This is a genomic window from Novosphingobium sp. ERN07 (assembly GCF_012641335.1).
Classification (GTDB): Bacteria; Pseudomonadota; Alphaproteobacteria; order Sphingomonadales; family Sphingomonadaceae; genus Novosphingobium.
The window spans coordinates 48,281-64,191 of the sequence record NZ_JABAID010000005.1 but is presented as its reverse complement, the minus strand read 5'-3'; the positions used below and the strand labels follow the sequence as shown (position 1 = coordinate 64,191).

Annotated in this window: 11 protein-coding genes; 5 read left to right on the top strand and 6 right to left on the bottom strand. The window is 63.6% G+C overall.

Annotated features, from left to right (window positions below):
* Positions 1 to 2 precede the first annotated feature (2 nt).
* The 3 genes from HGI47_RS09025 to HGI47_RS09015 are packed head-to-tail and all read left to right on the top strand — an operon-like array spanning position 3 to position 3,717.
* A complete protein-coding gene (locus HGI47_RS09025) occupies positions 3 to 2,249 on the top strand; it encodes an alpha-ketoacid dehydrogenase subunit alpha/beta (protein WP_168852418.1) in 2,247 nt (748 codons plus the stop codon).
* On the top strand, positions 2,246 to 3,256 hold the full coding sequence (locus HGI47_RS09020; protein ID WP_168852417.1) for an ACP S-malonyltransferase: 1,011 nt from the start codon (positions 2,246 to 2,248) through the stop codon (positions 3,254 to 3,256). The genes HGI47_RS09025 and HGI47_RS09020 overlap by 4 nt, the downstream gene beginning before the upstream one ends.
* Positions 3,253 to 3,717 (top strand): low molecular weight protein-tyrosine-phosphatase, encoded by a 465-nt coding sequence (locus tag HGI47_RS09015; protein WP_168852416.1) that lies wholly within the window; start codon positions 3,253 to 3,255, stop codon positions 3,715 to 3,717. Before HGI47_RS09020 ends, HGI47_RS09015 begins: the two co-directional genes overlap by 4 nt.
* Positions 3,718 to 3,721: 4 nt before the next feature.
* Here HGI47_RS09015 and HGI47_RS09010 read toward each other — a convergent pair whose 3' ends face one another.
* Genes HGI47_RS09010 through HGI47_RS09000 form a run of 4 tightly spaced genes read right to left on the bottom strand, consistent with a single transcriptional unit; the run spans position 3,722 to position 8,814 of the window.
* Positions 3,722 to 5,605 (bottom strand): AMP-binding protein, encoded by a 1,884-nt coding sequence (locus HGI47_RS09010; protein ID WP_168852415.1) that lies wholly within the window; start codon positions 5,603 to 5,605, stop codon positions 3,722 to 3,724.
* Positions 5,602 to 5,733 (bottom strand): hypothetical protein, encoded by a 132-nt coding sequence (locus tag HGI47_RS22915; protein WP_255460731.1) that lies wholly within the window; start codon positions 5,731 to 5,733, stop codon positions 5,602 to 5,604. The genes HGI47_RS09010 and HGI47_RS22915 overlap by 4 nt, the downstream gene beginning before the upstream one ends.
* Positions 5,734 to 7,410, bottom strand: coding sequence for an MFS transporter (locus HGI47_RS09005; protein WP_168852414.1), 1,677 nt, complete (start codon positions 7,408 to 7,410; stop codon positions 5,734 to 5,736).
* Positions 7,411 to 7,428: 18 nt separating this feature from the next.
* Complete coding sequence (locus HGI47_RS09000; RefSeq protein ID WP_240950102.1) at positions 7,429 to 8,814, bottom strand: DcaP family trimeric outer membrane transporter; 1,386 nt, start codon at positions 8,812 to 8,814, stop codon at positions 7,429 to 7,431.
* Positions 8,815 to 9,102: 288 nt separating this feature from the next.
* Between HGI47_RS09000 and HGI47_RS08995 the strand changes: the two genes are divergently transcribed.
* On the top strand, positions 9,103 to 9,726 hold the full coding sequence (locus HGI47_RS08995) for a response regulator transcription factor (RefSeq protein ID WP_168852412.1): 624 nt from the start codon (positions 9,103 to 9,105) through the stop codon (positions 9,724 to 9,726).
* Here the strand turns inward: HGI47_RS08995 and HGI47_RS08990 are convergent.
* On the bottom strand, positions 9,703 to 13,122 hold the full coding sequence (locus HGI47_RS08990) for a PAS domain-containing hybrid sensor histidine kinase/response regulator (RefSeq protein WP_240950101.1): 3,420 nt from the start codon (positions 13,120 to 13,122) through the stop codon (positions 9,703 to 9,705). The genes HGI47_RS08995 and HGI47_RS08990 overlap by 24 nt on opposite strands.
* Positions 13,123 to 13,211: 89 nt before the next feature.
* Between HGI47_RS08990 and HGI47_RS08985 the strand changes: the two genes are divergently transcribed.
* Positions 13,212 to 13,727 (top strand): hypothetical protein, encoded by a 516-nt coding sequence (locus HGI47_RS08985; protein WP_168852411.1) that lies wholly within the window; start codon positions 13,212 to 13,214, stop codon positions 13,725 to 13,727.
* Between the two features lie 6 nt (positions 13,728 to 13,733).
* Here HGI47_RS08985 and HGI47_RS08980 read toward each other — a convergent pair whose 3' ends face one another.
* Positions 13,734 to 15,908, bottom strand: a complete 2,175-nt coding sequence (locus tag HGI47_RS08980; protein WP_168852410.1) for a CHASE2 domain-containing protein — start codon at positions 15,906 to 15,908, stop codon at positions 13,734 to 13,736.
* Positions 15,909 to 15,911: the final 3 nt, after the last annotated feature.

Here is a 15,911-nt window from a genome sequence, read left to right as displayed (position 1 = left end):
AGATGTCGCTTGATGCCGCTGAGCAGGTCCACCGGCAGTTCCTGAATGCGTTGGACAACGGCACGTTGCGGCGGCGATCAAATCTGGGGCTGCAGGACGTGGGGCTTGCGCCGGACCGGGCGGCGGCGCTGTTCCGCTCGCAGGCGCTTTCGCGGCAGTTGGACCGGATGAGCCGCAAGCTGCAGGCGCGGGGTGAAGGGTTTTACACCATCGGCTCGTCGGGGCACGAGGGCAACGCGGTGCTGGCCGAAGCGCTGCGCGTGGATGACATGGCGTTTCTGCATTATCGCGATGCCGCGTTCCAGATTCATCGCGCGCACCGTGTGCCGGGCGAAAATCCGGCGTGGGACATGCTGTTGAGCTTTGCGGCGAGCGCCGAAGACCCGATTTCGGGCGGGCGGCACAAGGTGCTGGGATCGAAACGGCTGTTCATTCCGCCGCAGACGTCGACCATCGCCAGCCATCTGCCCAAGGCGGTCGGCGCAGCTTTTTCCATCGGCATTGCGCGCAAGATGGGGTTTGAAGGCACGGTGCTGGCGCGCGATGGCGTGGTGCTGTGCAGCTTTGGCGATGCCAGCGCCAACCATTCGACGGCGCTGGGGGCGATCAACACGGCGTGCTGGGCGGCGTTTCAGGGCACGCCGATGCCCATCATTTTCCTGTGCGAGGACAATGGGATCGGTATATCCACCCGCACACCGCCGGGGTGGATCGAGGCGAACTTTTCGAGCCGCGCGGGGCTGACCTATATTGCCTGCGACGGGTGCGATCTGATCGACACCTACGCGGCAGTAAAGCGCACCGAAGAGATCGTAAGGCGGCAACGTAAGCCGGTTTTCCTGCATATGAAGACAGTGCGGCTCTATGGCCATGCCGGCAATGACGTGCAGCTTGCCTATCGTTCAAAGGATGAGGTTCGCGCCGAGGAAGAGCGCGATCCGCTGCTGGCGAGCGCGGCGCTGCTGATCGAGGAAGGCGTGATGACCGCCGCCGAGGTTCGCGGAGTGTATGACGAGATCGAGGCGACGCTGGAGCGGCAGGTGGAACTGGCGATCAAGCGGCCCAAGCTGCCCGATGCGGCGGCGGTGATGGCCAGCATCGTGCCGCAGGGGCGCGAAGGCGTTGCGTGTCCGCTGGCCTCAGTGCAGGCGCGGGCGGCGCTGTTTGCTGATGATGCCGATGCGATGGCCAAGCCGCAGCACATGGCGAAGCTGATAAGCTGGGCTTTGGCGGACCTGCTGCTGCAATATCCGAACGCGATTGTCTGTGGCGAGGATGTGGGGCCGAAAGGCGGGGTCTATGCCGCCACGCAGAAGCTGCATACGCGGTTTGGATCGGCGCGGGTTATCAATACCTTGTTGGATGAACAGGCGATCCTGGGGCTGGCGATTGGCGCTGCGCACAATGGGTTGTTGCCGTTGCCGGAGATCCAGTTCCTTGCCTATGTCCACAATGCCGAGGACCAGATCCGGGGCGAGGCGGCGACGCTTTCGTTCTTTTCGGACGGGCAGTTCACCAACCCGATGGTCGTGCGGATTGCGGGGTTGCCTTATCAGAAGGGGTTTGGCGGGCACTTCCATAACGACAATTCGCTGGCTGTGTTTCGCGATATTCCGGGCGTGGTGCTGGCGGTGCCTTCGAACGGGCGCGATGCGGTGGCGATGCTGCGCGAATGCGTACGGCTGGCGCACGAGGAGAGCCGTGTGGTCGTCTTTGTGGAGCCGATTGCGCTGTATATGACGCGCGATCTGCATGAGGCGGGCGATGGGCTGTGGGCCAGCGTTTATCAGCCGCCGGGGGAAGGAGCGATTGCCTTTGGCGAGATTGGGGTTGCGGGTGAGGGGACCGACCTTGCCGTGGTGACCTATGGCAACGGGTTCTACCTGTCGCTTCAGGCGCAGAAGCTCTTGGCGGAACAGGGCGTCAACGTGCGGGTGATCGACTTGCGTTGGCTGGGACCGGTGAATGACGATGCGGTCCTGGCGGCGGTTGCGCCGTGCCCACGCGTGCTGGTGGTGGACGAATGCCGTGTGACGGGCGGACAGAACGAGGCGCTGATGGCGCTGCTGGCGGAACGGGCGCCGGGCAAGGCGATTGCGCGCGTGGCCGCGACTGACAGTTTCATTCCGCTTGCGCGTGCGGCGACGCATACCTTGCCGAGCAGGGATGGGATTGTGGCTAAGGTGCTGGATATGGTGGGGGGGCACCACCCCCCGGCCCCCTCCTCTGAAGAGGAGGGGGTGCAGTGAAGGAGACGGTTGTTGTCGTCTGTCCCGGTAGGGGCACCTATAATCCGCCGGAGCTTGGCTATCTGTCGCGGCATAATGGCGGGGCCGATTGGCTGGGGCGGTTCGATGCAATGCGTGCTTCGGCGGGCAAGGCGGCGCTGACCGCACTGGATGGGGCGGCGAAGTTCACGCCCGCGCATCTGCGGGGCGACAATGCCGCGCCGTTGATCCATGCCTGTGCCTGGCTCGATTTCCTGAAGCTGGATCGCGAGCGCTTCGAGGTGGTGGCAGTGACCGGCAATTCGATGGGCTGGTACACCGCGTTGGCCTGCGCCGGGGCGGTATCGGGCGAGCATGGCTTTGCGATTGTCGATGGGATGGGTCTTAACTCACAGAAGCACGCGGCGGGTGGACAGGCGGTACTGGTGCTGGCGGGGGAGGACTGGACGGTCGATCCGGCCCTCGTTGCAACGGTCGAGGCGGCGATGGCGCGGCATGGCGTTCTGCCTTCGATCCGGCTGGGCGGGATGCTGGTGGTAGCGGGGGCTGAGGCGGCGCTGGATGCGCTGGCGAACGACTTGCCGCCGCTTTCACGCCCGCCGATGCGGTTGGCGGGGCACGGACCGTTTCATACGCCGCTGATGCAGGCCAGCAGCGATGCGGCCCGTGCGCAGTTCCCGCGCGAATGGTTCGGCCAGCCACAGATCCCGCTGATCGACGGGCGGGGGAAGGTGTGGCGGCGGTTCGAGAGCCGGGCGGACGAACTGTGGGAGTACACCTTCGGGCACCAGATATTGCAGCCCTATGATTTCACGGCGGCTATGACCGTGGCGATGCGCGAGTTTGCGCCTGATCGCGTGGTGCTGCTCGGCCCCGGCGAGACGCTGGGCGGTGCCATCGGGCAGGTGCTTGTCAGCTTGAAATGGCTGGACATTTCGTCACGTAACATGTTCACTGCGGTGCAGGGAGAGGATCCGTTACTCATAAGCATGGGGCGACCCAGCCAAAGAGGTATCGTGATCCCGTGAGTCAACCGTCGGTTCTGTTTGTCTGCCTTGGAAACATCTGCCGCTCACCGCTGGCCGAAGCGGCGTTGCGTGCGCGGGCGGTTGAGGCCGGGGTTGCCATCACCATCGATTCCGCAGGCACCGGAGACTGGCATGTGGGCCGCCCACCCGATCCGCGTGCTCAGGCTTTGGCGCTGGCGCATGGCATCGACATTTCCAGCTACCGCGCGCGGCAGGTAACGGCAGAGGATTTTCACCGGTTCGGTCATGTTTACGCGCTCGATCCGCAGAATCTCAAAGACCTGCACCGGATCGAACCTTCCCACCATATCGCCGATCTACGCCTGCTGATGGATATGGTGCCGGGCCGCAAAGGGACTGCCGTGATCGATCCCTATTATGGCGACGAGCACGACTTCGAACAGGCATGGGCCGACGTTTGCGCGGCGGCCGATGCCTTGGTGAAGCGCTTTCGGCGTTAGACGTTCAAGCCACCTCGTGCCGATGAACCAGAGTCTGTAGCGCGGCGGGCACGGCGGGATCGTCGATCGTCGGCGGTGTGGTCCATTCTTCGCCGTTGACGATCTTGCGCAGGAGGTTGCGGAGGATTTTACCAGAGCGCGTCTTAGGCAGGCCGGCGGCGATATAGGCGGTCTTGAGCGCGGCGACGGCCCCCAGTTCCGCGCGCACGGCGGCGATGACGCGGCGCTCCAGCGTATCGTCGGCATCGAAGCCCGCGCGGGCTACGACGAATGCGATGGGCACCATGCCCTTGACAGCATCGTCCCCGCCGATCACCGCGCATTCGGCCACGCCATCCACGCTGGCGACGATCTGTTCTATCTGCCCGGTCGAAAGGCGGTGGCCCGCCACGTTGATGATATCGTCGGTGCGGCCCATGATGTGGACGAAGCCTTCATCATCGATAAAGCCTGCGTCGCCGGTTTCGTAATAACCATCAAACGTGGCGAAGTTCTTCGCATAGCCTGCATGGTTGTTCCACAGCGTGCGGAATGCGCCGGGGGCGAGCGGGGCCTTGATCGCCACTGCGCCACTGTGCCCGGCAGGGACGGGCTGGCCACCTTCGTCGAGAATGGCAAAGGCATAGCCCGGCACCGGGAAGCCCGCGCTGCCGCGCTTGCGGCGCAGATCGCCCAGTGCAAAGCATGATGCGATGGCGGGCCAGCCCAGTTCGGTCTGCCACCAGTGATCGATCACGGGCAGGCCGGACTTGTCCTCCAGCCAGCCGATAGTGTCGGGGTCGGCGCGTTCCCCTGCAAGGAAGACGGCCTGACACTGGCCAGTGCCGATTTCCGTCAGGAACGTGGCGTCCGGGTCTTCCTTGCGGATGGCGCGGATTGCGGTGGGGGCGGTGAAGAACGTCTTCACGCCGTGGCGCGCAATCACCCGCCAAAAAGTGCCGGGGTCGGGGGTGCCGACGGGTTTGCCTTCGAACAAGACCGTCGTCGCGCCCACCAGCAGGGGGGCATAGACGATGTAGCTGTGACCAACGACCCAGCCCACGTCTGAAGCCGCCCAGAACACATCACCTGCATCAATGCCGTAGATGTTGCGCATCGACCATGCGAGCGCGACGGCGTGGCCGCCGTTTTCGCGCACAACGCCTTTGGGCGTACCGGTGGTGCCCGATGTGTAGAGGATATAGAGCGGATCTGCCGAGGCGACCGGCACAGGGGCAGGGGCCGGATCGGCTGCGGTTGCGGCGCGCAGATGGTCCCAATCGATATCGCGCGAACCTGCAAGGTCGGCGTGCAGTCGGTCACGCTGGAACACGACAACACGTTCGACCTGATGGTGGGCCAGCGTCAGCGCTTCATCGACCATCGGTTTGTAGGCGATGGTGCGCGCGCCTTCGATCCCGCACGAGGCGGTGAGCAGGACTTTGGGCGTGGCATCATCGATCCGCTTTGCCAGTTCCAGCGGAGCAAAGCCGCCGAATACCACCGAATGGATCGCGCCCAGCCTTGCGCAGGCGAGCATGGCGAAGACCGTTTCGGGGATCATCGGCATATAGAGGATCACGCGATCACCTTTGCCGACGCCGAGAGCGGCGAGCATGGCGGCGGTGCGGCCTGTTTCGTGCAGAAGTTCGGTATAGGTGATGCGGCGGACCGTATCCGTGACCGGACTGTCATGGATCAGCGCCACCGCATCCCTGCGACCCGCCGCCACATGGCGGTCAAGGCAATTGGCGCAAGTGTTGAGCGTGCCGCCGGGGAACCAGCCTTCGGCATCGTTGAAGGTGGCAGAAGGCGGTGTCGTCCAGTCTATCGCCTTGGCCGCATCGCCCCAGAAGGTCTGCGGATCGGCAATGCTGGCTTGCCATGCTCGGTTGTAGGCTTCGCTCATGTCCTCACCCGTTTTTTGAAAAGGCTGATGCGGGTATCGGCGGGGAGGCACGCCCGCACCAGCCCGACCTTGGTAGGCCATTTGGGGTCGGCGGCCCCGCCAAAGCGGGGCCGCGCTTCCTCGGTCATTCAGTCGTCGATGTTGCGCTTGTAGGTTTCCGGCAGGAAAATCAGCCCGAAGACGCAAGTCGCGGCGGCAACGATCACCGGATACCAGAAGCCGTGGTAGATATCCCCGTTGGCTGCCACCATCGCAAAGCCGATGGCGGGAAGCAGCCCACCGAGCCAGCCATTGCCGATGTGGTAGGGCAGGCTCATCGAGGAATAGCGGATGCGGCTGGGGAACAGTTCGACCAGCATGGCCGCGATGGGACCATAAACCATCGTCACCAGCAGCACGAGGTAGAACAGGATCGCCACGACCAGCGGCTTGTTGATCTGATCGGGATCGGCCTTTGCCGGATAGCCGACCTTTTCAAGATCACCAGTCACTTCCTTGGCGAAAGCGGCGATGGCGGCTTTCTTTTCGTCACCCGAAACCTTGGCCGGATCGGGTGCGGTGATGGTGGTGCCGCCGATCTGGATCGAAGCGATGGTGCCTGCGGGCGCTTCGATGTTTTCATAGTTCACCGCTGCCTTGGCGAGCGCGTTCTTCACGATATCGCACGATGTCGTATCGAACTTGTTGCCGCCCACCGGATCGAACTGCGAGGAACATTCGGCGGGGTTTGCCAGCACCTTGACCGGCGCGTTGGCCTGTGCGCTGGCGAGGGCGGGGTTGGCGGCAACGGTCAGCGTCTTGAACGCGGGGAACAGGGTCAGCGCGGCAAGGGCGCAGCCGGTAAGGATGATCTTCTTGCGGCCGACCTTGTCGGACAGCCAGCCGAAGAACAGGAAGAACGGCGTGGCAAGGCCAAGCGCGATGATGATCAAGGTGTTGGCGGTAAGGCCATCGACCTTGAGCATCTTTTCAAGAAAATACATCGCGTAGAGCTGGCCGGTGTACCAGACGACGGCCTGACCCGCGATGGCGCCGAAGAAGGCTATCAGCACGATCTTGAGGTTCTTCCATTCGCCAAAGGCTTCGGCCAGCGGGCGCTTGGACGACGTGCCTTCGTCTTTCATCTTCTGGAAGACGGGCGATTCATGCAGCTTCAGGCGCAGCCACAGGCCGATGCACAGGAACACACCCGAAAGCAGATAGGGAATGCGCCAGCCCCACTGCTTGAACGCTTCTTCGCCAACGCCGGTAACGGGCGAGCGCACGAGGATCACGATCAGCAGTGCCATCGCAAGGCCCGCCGTGGCGGTGATCTGGATCCAGCTCGTGTAAAGTCCGCGCTTGTCGTTGGGTGCGTGTTCGGCAACGTAGGTTGCCGCGCCGCCATATTCGCCGCCAAGGGCAAGGCCCTGGAACATCCGCAGCACCACCAGCATGATCGGCGCGGCCACGCCAACGCTTTCATAGGTGGGCAGGCAGCCGACGAGGAACGTGGACAGGCCCATCACCAGCAGGGTGACGATGAACGAGTAACGCCGCCCGACGATATCACCGATGGCCCCAAACACCAGCGCACCGAACGGGCGCACGATGAAGCCTGCCGCAAAGACCAGCAGCGCCATGATGAACGACGTGGTGGGGTTCAGCCCGGTGAGGAACTGCGCCGCGATAATCGCGGTGAGCAGGCCATAGAGGTAGAAATCGTACCACTCGAACACCGTACCAAGTGACGATGCGGTGATGATCAGCTTTTCGTTGTGCGTTGCCTTGTGGTGTTTGGGCACGGCATCATCCAGAGTTGCCATCGGTCCTCTCCCTTGTTCTTAGAACGTATATTTCGCCGCCATTTCGACGCGATCCATCTTGCCGACCAGTCCGCTTGCAACTTCGCGCACGGCATGGCGGTACTCTATCCCGAAATCGAGATTGCGGACCGGAGACCAGAACAGGTTTCCGGCAACGCTCCACGCTTCGACATTCGCCAGACCGGGCGTGGGCAGCGTATCGGGATAATCGGCGTGCTGATAGCCTGCCATGAAAGTGGAGCGCAGCTTGTCCGTCCAGCCCAGCTTGACCGAGGCCCAGCCTGCGATGTTGTCCACCAGATTGAGTCGATCGGCCACCGCGCGGTCATAGATGGCATCGGGCGCATAGCCCACCGTGAGGTAGCGACCGATGCCGCGACCGGCGGAGGCGACGAAGCGGAAATCGTGGCGCAGGTTTGGCCCGAACAGGATCTTGCCGCCCACCGTGCCGCCAAAGCCCAGCGCACTGTCGCCCGCACCGCCGCTATGGACCGATACGCTGCGCACGAGGCCTGCGACGTGCAGCTCCTTCGTCTTGTCCTTGAACGCCAACTTGGCGATCAGGTCGGGCATCCGGTCCTGATCGTTGTCGACCATCGCGGCGGAGGTGGAGGTGAGCGTTTCAGTCTGCGGGTTTTCGGCGGCGAGATAGAGGTCCAGGCCGCCGCCCAGGGGCTGGCGATATTGCACCATCATCTGGCGCACGAAGATAGACCCGTCCATCGGGCCGACGAAATCGGTGGTTTCCGGCAGGTGCGCGGCGTTCTGGAAGGTGGTCCATTCCTGCCCGATCAGCAGGTTGCCATAGCTGATGAAGCCGCGCCGGAAGGTGGGGGTATAGGCATTGGTAGCGCGCTGTGCGCCAAGCGGTGCGGCGGCAAGCGCGAAGTCGAACTCGACATGGCCTTTCAGTTCCTTGCCAGCAACCGGCGTGCTGGTGGAGAAGAATAGGCGCGTCTGCCGGGCGTGGCCGATCACATCGGTGCTGGCTGCGCCGCCGACCGGGATTTGCTGCGGCAGGAAGAATTCCTTGCCCAGCGAACCGCCCGCCACTTCGCCATTGCCGAAGCGGGTGACGCTGCCGACGACCTTGACGAAGCCGCCCATCTTGTAGGTCGTGCCGCCGACCTTGAAACCATCGGGCTGGGGCTTTGCCTCGATCGCTGCGAGTTTGGCCGTGGCGGCATCGGCCTTTGCTTCGGCTGCGCGGGCGACTTCGATGGCCTGCGCGGTGTCAGCCGTGCTGGCGGCAGTGCGCTTGGCCCGTGCCTGTTGCAGATCGGCCTTCATCGCGGCCATTTCCGCTTCAAGCCGTAGCAGGCGTGCTTCCAGGTCGGTTTCCCGGCTGGTTGGCGCGGCCTGCGCCAGCGTGGGCAGGCTCAGACTGCTGGCTGCAAGAAGCAAGGATACATTCCTTGCGATCGATCCCGACATGTTTCCCTCTCCCGGCGTGCGCTCTTTGCACTGTCCGGGTTGCAGGCTGTCGCAGACCGCGCCGCGCAGCCAGCGCGCGATTGGTGTTAGATATTCGACCAAAGTCGTGGACTACGACCACACTCCCACAGGGCATGGTGCGACGAAGCACTGATAATGCAGGACTTGCCGAAGCTGTCCTGATCGATAAGCTGCAAATGCGCGGGCCGCATTCGACGAACGTGCGGTGGCCGAGACAGGGTGCTTGGGGGAGATAGGTTGAGCGACACGATCCTGATCGCAGACGATCATCCGCTGTTCCGGCAGGCCTTGGCACTGGCGGTGGCCAGTGCTGCGCCCGGCGCGCGCGTGGTCGAGGCAGGCACGCTGGCGGCGGCGGCCAAAGCCGCCAGCGATGCGCCCGATCTCAAACTGATTACGCTCGACCTGAAAATGCCCGGTGCGATTGGATATTCCGGCATTGCACTGCTTCATGCAGAGCGGCCTGATGTGCCAATATTGGTGGTTTCGAGCGCTGAAGGAGCGAAAGTGGCCGAAGAGGCGCGCGCGTTCGGCGCGGTGGGTTTTCTGCGCAAGGATGCCGACCTTGCCCGGATCGAGGATGCCATCCGCGTGGCGCTTGGGGGGCGTTCTGCCACCGTTGCCAGCGACGAACCGGTCGAGCAGGTGCGGCGCGAGGTGGCGGGGTTGACGCCGACGCAGTTGAAGGTTCTGCTCGAAGTGCTGGACGGCAAGCTCAATAAGCAGATCGCCTTCGATCTGGGGATGAGCGAGGCGACCGTGAAAGCGCACATGACCGCCATCATGCGCAAGCTGGACGTGCAGAACCGCACGCAGGCAGCACTGATCGCGCGTTCGTTAGGGCTGGACCTCATCGCCTGATTGCGCCGCAGAACCTGCCAGAAATGCAGCGAGCGCAGCGGGATCGGCAGGCTTCACGAACAGCGGCACCCTGCGCATCCGCAACCGGTTACGCAGGCTGGGGCCGTTCTCCGCGCTGATCATCGCGATGGCGAGCGCCGGATTGCGCAGCCGGGCCTGATCGATCAGGCGCAGCCCGTCCTCGCTGCCATCCAAATGGTAATCAGCCAGCATCACGTCGATCTGGCCGACATGGACCAAGGCTTCGTCTATGCTGCGCGCCCCGATTGCGTGGTGGCCCAGGCTTGCGATCATAGCCACCGACGCATCCACGATGTCCGGTTCGTTATCGACTACAAGCACGCGCAAGGGCTGGAATGGCATCGCAGTTATGGCGGGAGCCATCGTTGCGGCCGAAGGTTGGGGCAAGGCGAGGGCAGGGAGCGTGACGCTGAACCGGCTACCCCGTCCTTCACGCGATGCCACTTCGACCCGCGCATTCAGCAGGCGGGTTATGCGATCCACGATGGCAAGGCCAAGGCCAAGACCTTCGGCCTCTACCGCGCCGATCCGCGTGAATTCACCGAATATCTCGTGCTGGCGATGTTCGGGAATGCCGACTCCACTGTCGATCACGTCGATCCGCAGATCGTCTCCGCGCTGTCGCACGCCGACAATGACTCCGCCTTCTGGCGTGTAGCGAACGGCGTTGGTGATAAGGTTTTGCAGCACCGAACGCAGCAGGCCGGGGTCTGTCATCACCGCACCGGGCAATGGGCCGATGCGCAGGGCCAGCCCCTTTTCTTCGGCCAGCGGGCGCAGGGTTTCCACCACTTCCCCGATCAATGGGGCGAGCGCGACCGGCTCCGGGCTGGGCTGTATGCCGCCTGCATCCAGCTTCGAGATATCGAGCAATGCGCGCAGCAGCGTTTCGGCGGACACGATGGATCGGTCGATCCGCCCCGCCAGCATTCGCGCCGATCCTTCGAGATTGCGATCGAGCGCCGATGTGAACAATCGCGCCGCGTGCAGCGGTTGCAGCAGATCGTGACTGGCTGCGGCCAGAAAGCGCGTCTTTTCGCGCGTGGCCGCAGCAAGGCGCTGGTTCACCGCGCTCAGTTCGTGCGTGCGGTCGGCCACGCGCTGTTCCAATTGTTCGAGCGTGCGGGTCAACTCGTCGCGGACCTGCGCTTCTTCGGTTATGTCGGTGAACGACGTCAGATAACCGCCGCCGGGCATCGGTCCACCGACCGACTTGATCACCCGTCCATCCGTGCGCACCCGTTCGGAAGCATAGGCACGCCGTGCGCGCAGGTGGGCAAGGCGCTTGTCCACTTCGACCTCTGCAGGCCCGGCGAAGGCACCGCGCATCACGTTGTAGCGGATCAGATCGGCAATCGGCACGCCTACGCGCACCAGTCCCGGCGGATAGCCGAACAGATCGACATAGCGGGTGTTCCACGCCACCAGATTGAGATCGGCATCGATAACGCTGACGCCCGATTGCAGGTTCTCAAATGTGGCGGCGAGCAACTGGCGCGAGAAGCTGAGCGATTGCCCGCCTTCGTCGAGCAGACGGGCAACGTCTTCAACGCTCATCCGCCCGCCCGCGAGCGCCGAAGCGACAAGCGCGCGGGCCGAGGCATTGCCGACCACGCCGGAAATCAAATCTTGTGCCAGCCGCGCTGCCTGACGATCCACAGGTTGCGCATGGCGGGCCGGCGGGAATGCGGCGCAAGCACGTTCTTCGCCTACAAAGCGCGCGGTCAGGGCGGTGAGATCACCGATGTTGCCTGCGCTACGGCCGCCTGAGAGCAATTTTGGCAAGCGTGGAGCCTGCCTTTTGCCCGCGCGGACGAATGCCAAAACCGAAAGGTTGGCAGCAAGGCTCCACACGACGCCATGCACCAGCGGGGTGGCGCGTCCGATTCCGAACAGCCGAACCGGATCGAGTAGCGATCCTTCCAGCTCGGCCAGAACATCGCGTGGCAGGATCGGCGGCAGGGCAAGTGTATAGAGCCACAGGCCAAGGCCCGTCAGCAGGCTGGCACGTGCGGCCACCGGATCATGTCCCGGCGAGGATACCGCGAGCAGCAGATGCGGAACGAACTGGACCATCGCGGCAAAGGCGACCAGCCCGATGGATGCCAGTGAACGTTCCGGATCGACCAGCAATGCCCAGAGCAGCGCCAGCGTGACGATGCCGATAATCGCACCGCGCCGCACTATCAGCATCTGCCGTCCCAGATCGGCATCCTGCGGACCGCTTTCGCTGCGTAGGACGGCGGGGAAGATCAGGTCGTTGGACACCATGATGGCCAGCGCCGTGGCATCAACGATCACCATTGCGGCGCCTGCGCTGAGGCCGCCGAGCAGCGCTGCCACGCCAACCGCCCCATATCCTGCGGTTGATGGCAGCAGCAGAACATAGCGATCTGGCGAGGCACCGGGCGGCAGGGCCAGCAATCCCGCCAGGGCGATAGGCACCACCAGTCCGGCCATTGCCAGAATATAGACCGCCAAACCCAGCCGCGCCCGTGGCAGGTCACGCGCTGAATGCGCTTCGGCAAGGCCCATATAGAACTGGCGGGGCAACACGATGATCGCAAAGGCTGAAACCAGCGCGATGATCCCGGTTTCCAGCGTGATGTGATCAGGCGCGAACTGGCGCGCGATGGCGCTGGTCGCCTCGGTCAGGCGGTCGGCATCGGCATCAACCAGCACCGCTATCGCGACGATTCCGACCAGCGCCAGCGCGATCAGTTTAATCAGCGATTCCAGCGCAATGGAAAACACCAGTCCTTCGCTGCGGCCTGCAATTTCATAGCGACGTGCGCCGAATAAGATGGCGAAGACAGCAAGTACCACCGCGCCGGTGATCATCGCCGGAACTGCCACGTTCTGCCCCGATGAAGCCGCTATGACCGTGCCGATGGAACGCAATTGCAGCGCGATATAGGGCACCGTCCCGCACAGGGCGATGACCGTGATAATCCGCGCCACGCCCGGATCGTGGCCAAAGCGCGCGGCAATGAAATCCGATATCGTGGAGGTGCGTTCGCGGTGAACCTCTTCGGCCAATCGGCCCAGAAAGCCGGGCGCTGCGATCAGGAACAGCGCGGGCGCAAGGTAGATCGGCAGGTAATTCCAGCCTTCGCTGACTGCGGTGCCGACCGCGCCGTAAAAGGTCCAGCTTGAACAATAGACGCCCAGCGCCAGCGTATAGGCTCCGTGGCGGAAGCGCGGCTGCGCCCGCCATTTCAGCTCGCCACGTTCGATCGTGGCGGCAACGCCGAATAGCAGCGCGAACAACGCCAGCGCCATCAATGCCGCGATATTCGCACTCATTGCATGAGAGTGGCGCGTGCCATCGCCATCGGCAAGTGCAATCACCGCTTCGTGCCGATGGCGTTGCATTTGCCAGATCGCGCAGGAGCGGCTAGGTCGGCGCAACTTCCATCGCAGCAGGGCGGCGTGTGATGATCGGTGCAAAGCAATTTATGATTATGCCTGGCGTTCTTGCCGTGCTGGGCGCTTGCGCCGGTCCTATTGAAACCCGCGCCGGTTACGATGGGATGGGCCTTGGTGGCGTGGGCATTGGTGGGTTGGCGGCAGTTGCGGTAGTATCATCCGATGCGGCTGGCGGCGTTTCGGATGCAGCGCGATCCGCCGTGGCTGAGGCATTGGGCCGTAGGAATGTGGCGTCGGTGGTTGCCCAGTCTGGCGAACCGAGAGTTACGGTTTCAATCGCGGAACGGCCATCGTCTCTTGCCGTGCTGACTGATGATGGTCGGGTCGTGTCCGGAGCGAAGCGCCGGCGCTTGTTGCAGAACTGCGAAGATCGCACCCAGCGGCTGCTGCTTGTGTTCGAAACCGCCGGAGCGCCACCTGTGCGGGCATGGGCGGAAGAGGATCATTGCAAGGGCGATTTCAGCACCAGCCTGATGCCGTTGGCCGAACGCGCAGTGGCGGCGCTTGCGGATCGTAGCACTGGGGTTACCCTTCGTTCAGGGCGGGATTGAGGCGCATCAGGCCTCGCCCAGTTCATCTTCCAACTGTGCCAATGGCAGTTCGACCGTGAACTGCGCGCCATAGCCCGCGTGGTGGCGGTAGGTCACTTTGCCATCGTGGCGCTGGGCAATCGTCTGCACGAATGCCAGACCAAGGCCCAGACTGCCGGTTTCATCAGCAGCGCGGCCTTCTGCATAGAGCGCAAAGGGGTTGGCCATGCGGCCCTGCGGCATTTCAGGGCCGGGCCCGGTGACGGTGAGCACCGCGCGGGCATCAACGGCTTCCACCCCGAAACGGACGGTCGTGGCGTCCGGCGCAAACTTCACTGCGTTTTCCAGCAGATTGACCACTGCGCGCAGGATCAGGCTGCGGTCACCCAACACCCAGATTTCGCCATCGACGCATTCGTCCTGCACCACGACCTGCTTTTGCCGGGCGCGGGGCCATGCAAGGTCGGCAGCTTCGCGGGCGACGTCGCACAGATCGACCGGCTCTGGCTCCATCGGCCTGCGCCGCGCGCGGGCAAGTTGCACGAAATCGTCGGCCAATTTCAGCGCGTGGCGGGCATGGAGACGAATGGCACCGAGCGTTTCGGTAGCAGCCTTGGGAGAGCCGGAATTTCCGCCCAACTTTTCCGTCTCCAGCAGAGTGACGATGGCGGCGTTTGGGGATCGGATATCGTGCGAAAGAAACTGGAGAATATCGTCGCGCTCTTCGGCAATACGCTGCAGATCAGTTACGTCGGCATAGCTGAAGATGCGGTAGTCGCCGGAAAAATCGGCGGTTTCGGGCAGGAAGAAGCGCCCTTGCGCATCCCGTAACAGGCCGTGATCCTTGTCTGGCACCAGCGACAGGCCTGCAGTGACGCTCGTGATCGGCCTGCCCACCAGCCCATCGCCGAAAAGGGTTGTGGCGGCGCGGTTGCTCAGCACGATCTGCCCGTTGCCATCCACCACGCAGATCGCGGCGGGCAACCACTCCACGGCCTCGCTCACGAAGCTGCGCAATTGGCGAAGCTGTTCGATCAGGTCGGAAAGGCGGTTGGCATCGCGCGATACGATATCTGCGCCCCGCCGCGTCGGCTGGGTTGCAAGGACCAGTCCAGGCTCTTTTTCCAAGGTGGCGATGCGTGAGATGACGAACCGTCCGATCACGTTCAACCGTCGCCAGCCCCACAGGATATGCGCTGCCAGAAGGCCGGCTATAGCCCCTGCAGGGGGTAGCCAGATGTGCGCCAGCACCAGCACACCAAGACTGATGACCAGCACGCCTGCGGCCAGCGCGATCGCCAGCCAGAAACTGCCGGATGGGGAGAGCCTGAGAAAGCCGATCATCAGCACAAGCAGCGGGATCAGCGCCAGTGAAGCGCGCTTGGCCGGGGCGAGCGTGTGGATTGCGGCATTCTGTAGCTGGGTGTTGAGCAGATTGCCCTCGATCTCTACGCCCGAAAGCAGCCCCCCGGCAAAGCGCGGCACGGGCTGCTGGTTGGCAAGGCCCGGCGCGGTTGCGCCGACGAGCAGCAACTTGTCGCGGATCAGGGCATGAGGCACTTCGCCTGCGGCAAGGCTGGCAAAGGATATGCGGCGATAGCCTTCGCGCGGGGCATAAGCGATCAGGGCCTCATCTTTGCTATCACTCTTTTCAGGGGGGGCAAGGTGCGAAAAGAGCGGAGCTATCCCGCCCGGTGCCGCCTTTGCGGGCATAGCGCGGATAACGCCATCCTCGTCTGGCAGAAGCTCGACAGTGCCCAGCCCGGCGGCGGCAGCTTCCAGCATGGGCGGCGGCAATTGCGTGGCCAGCGCGTGCCCCGTGCCATCGGATTCGATCAGCGCGGGAAGATAGACCGGCGCGGCGCGCGCCAGTGCACTTGCCAGTTCGGAGTCCTGCGGCGTTTCATCCAGAAACAGGACGTTGTATGCGATGGCCTTTGGGCGATAGTGAGCCACCGTATCAAGCAGCTTCGCATGTTCGCTGCGCGGCCACGGCCAGCGGCCCAGCGCTTTCAGGCTCGGCTCATCAATCTCGACGATCAGTATGCGATCGTCTACCTGCGGTGCCGCAAGACGCAGAGCCAGATCGTAGATGCGGTTGTCCACCATCGAAAGCCGCTGGTTGGCAGTCGCCAACCACGCGAGAGCGCCGGTCACCAGCGCGACGACAAACCATTCGCCATAGAGCCGCCTGTGAAGCACGCG